The 3,171-nt window shown below is 44.4% G+C and carries 2 protein-coding genes; both read left to right on the top strand.

Annotated elements, in window-relative coordinates; translation table 11 throughout:
- Positions 1–91 precede the first annotated feature (91 nt).
- A complete protein-coding gene (locus AC075J_RS03410) occupies positions 92–1,975 on the top strand; it encodes an ABC transporter ATP-binding protein (protein ID WP_008705260.1) in 1,884 nt (627 codons plus the stop codon).
- 179 nt (positions 1,976–2,154) lie between these two features.
- Complete coding sequence (locus AC075J_RS03405; protein WP_173681570.1) at positions 2,155–3,162, top strand: GTP-binding protein; 1,008 nt, start codon at positions 2,155–2,157, stop codon at positions 3,160–3,162.
- Positions 3,163–3,171 lie beyond the last annotated feature (9 nt).

Here is a 3,171-nt window from a genome sequence, read left to right as displayed (position 1 = left end):
ATCGCAGGTGTGGGTACTTCAGAAGAACTGCTGAAGACAAATGATATTTACAGAGAAGTATATGAATCACAGGTCAAAGGAGGCGGAGACGATGAATAAGAAGAAAAAATTAGATCAGAACACCATCCAAACTGCCAAAAGACTTCTGAAATATATGACAGGAACCCATAAGATACAGTTTATCATCGTATTTATCTGCATCTTTATCAGTTCCGCAGCAAGTATTGCAGTATCCCTGTCCCTGAAATTTCTGCTGGATGACTTTATCATCCCGCTGATCGGACAGACAGATCCGAACTTTGCAGAACTCTATAAGGCACTTGCAGTCCTTGGCTGTATTTTTGCACTTGGTGTGATTGCCACATTTATTTATACCCGAATGATGGTTTATATCGGTCAGGGTGTGCTTAAAAGTGTCCGTGATGATATGTTCGAGCATATGCAGACTCTTCCGATCCGCTATTTCGACCAGAATACAAACGGATCTGTCATGAGCCTCTATACCAACGATACAGATACCCTGCGACAGATGATCAGCCAGGCGATCCCGCAGGCGCTGATGGCGCTGTTTACGATCGTGGTTACCTTTATTTCCATGTTATTGTTAAGTCCGCTGCTTACAATTCTGGCAGTTGTGATCATCTTTATCATGCTGAAGGTTACCAGTAAGATTGGTTCCAACAGTGGCAAATATTTCATCCGTCAGCAGGTATCTCTGGCAGATGTGACCGGTTTCGTGGAAGAACGAATGAATGGTCAGCGTGTGGTAAAAGTTTTCAACCACGAAGATAAATCAAAAGAAGAATTCGACAAACTCAACGAAGCACTCTTCGAGAGTTCTGCAAACGCCAATAAATACGGAAACATGATGGGACCTGTGATCGGTAACATCGGTAACCTGCAGTTCGTACTGACAGCAGTACTTGGGGGACTTCTCTCTGTAACAGGTGTGGGCGGCATCACCCTCGGTGTTATGGCTTCCTATTTACAGTTCACCAAGAGCTTTACCCAGCCATTCATGCAGGTGGCACAGCAGTTTAATGCCATTGTTATGGCACTTGCAGGTGCAGAACGTATCTTCAGGCTCATTGACGAGAAGCCGGAAGAGGATGAAGGTTACGTAGAACTTGTTAATGCAAGAAAGGATGCCAACGGCAATATCACAGAATGCAAAGAGAGAACAGGCATGTGGGCATGGAAGCATCCACATTCTGCAGATGGCTCCGTTACTTATACAGAACTGACTGGAGATGTCCGCTTTGAAGACGTTACATTCGGATATAACCCGGACAAAGTTATTTTGAAAGACATCAGTCTTTTCGCCAAGCCGGGACAGAAACTTGCTTTCGTAGGTTCCACAGGTGCAGGAAAGACAACAATCACAAACTTGATCAACCGTTTCTACGATATTCAGGAAGGTAAGATCCGTTACGATGGAATCAACATTACCAAGATTAAGAAGGACGACCTGAGACGTTCTCTGGGAATCGTACTTCAGGATACTCACCTGTTTACAGGAACTATTAAAGAAAACATCCGCTATGGTAAACTGGATGCCACAGATGAGGAAGTATACGAGGCAGCAAGACTGGCTCATGCAGACCAGTTTATCAAAATGCTTCCAAAAGGTTACGATACCATGTTAAGCGGAGACGGTGAGGAATTGTCCCAGGGACAGCGCCAGCTTCTCTCCATTGCAAGAGCAGCAGTAGCCAATCCGCCTGTACTGATCCTGGATGAAGCAACTTCAAGTATTGATACCCGTACAGAGAGTATCGTACAGAAAGGTATGGATAACCTGATGAAAGGCCGTACTGTATTTGTGATCGCCCATCGACTTTCAACCATCAGAAACAGCGATGCCATCATCGTACTGGATCATGGAAAGATCATTGAAAGAGGCGACCATGAAGACCTCATTAAGTTAAAAGGAACTTATTATCAGCTTTATACCGGTAAGCTGGAATTGTCATAAGGAACTATCAGAAAGACTGCAATTATTTCAGAACATGAATAATTGTGGTCTTTCTTTGCGGGCGTTGCGTTTTCTGCGTTATAATGCTATGATCGTACAGGTATGTGGATTACAGATGATGAAGTTCCGATTTACGGATAAAAAAGAAAAATTATGCAGCAGCAAGGGAGAGATATACGATGGTAAAGATAGATCTGATCACTGGTTTTCTTGGTTCAGGGAAGACGACGTTTATCAGGAAGTATGCGCAGTATCTGATGGATGCTGGTAATAATATTGGGATTCTGGAGAATGATTACGGGGCTGTGAATGTGGATATGATGTTGCTTCAGGATCTGATGGGAGAGAACTGTGAGCTGGAGATGATCTCAGGAGGGTGTGATAAGGACTGCCACAGGAGGAGATTTAAGACGAAACTGATTGCTATGGGTATGTGCGGTTATGACCGTGTGATCGTGGAGCCGTCTGGGATTTTTGATGTGGATGAGTTCTTTGATATTCTTCATGAGGAGCCGTTAAACCGTTGGTATCAGATTGGGAATGTGATTGCAATTGTGGATTCTAAGCTGGAGCGTGATCTGTCAGAGGAGGCGGATTTCATTCTGGCTTCTGAGGTGGCAGATGCCGGATGCATTGTGATGAGCAAGAGCCAGGACGCATCACCCGAGGAAATCCAGGGTACGATTGAGCATGTGAATCAGGCGTTGGAGAAGGTTCATTGCAGCAGGAGATTTTGCTGTGAAATGGATGATGTGGATACAGTTAATATTATCCACAAGAATTGGGATGAGATGTCGAAAGAGGACTTTGACCGGATTGCATCTTGTGGATATGTGATGGCAAGCTACAGGAAACCGGAGTTTGAGGCAGAGGATGCCTTTACTTCTCTGTACTTTATGAATGTGAAGATGACTGAGAAGGAGCTGCGGGAAGCAGCTGAGAAGATTCTGTCTGATCCTGAATGCGGGCGTGTGTTCCGGATGAAGGGATTTATGAGAGTAGACAGTGACAGCGAAGACGGTTCTGGACTATCTGCATGGGCAGAGTGCGATAGACGGAAGTGGATTGAATTAAATGCTACGAAGAATGAAATTACAATCCGACCGCTTCATGTAGGACAGGAGGTCCTGATCGTGATTGGAGAAGAACTGCATGAGGAGAAAATTAAATCCTATCTGAAAATCTGAGATTTGAAC

This window comes from Blautia sp. ZXY-1-C6 (assembly GCF_056339875.1).
The sequence above is the reverse complement of the archived record's forward strand: the minus strand, read 5'-3'. Positions and strand labels throughout refer to the sequence as shown.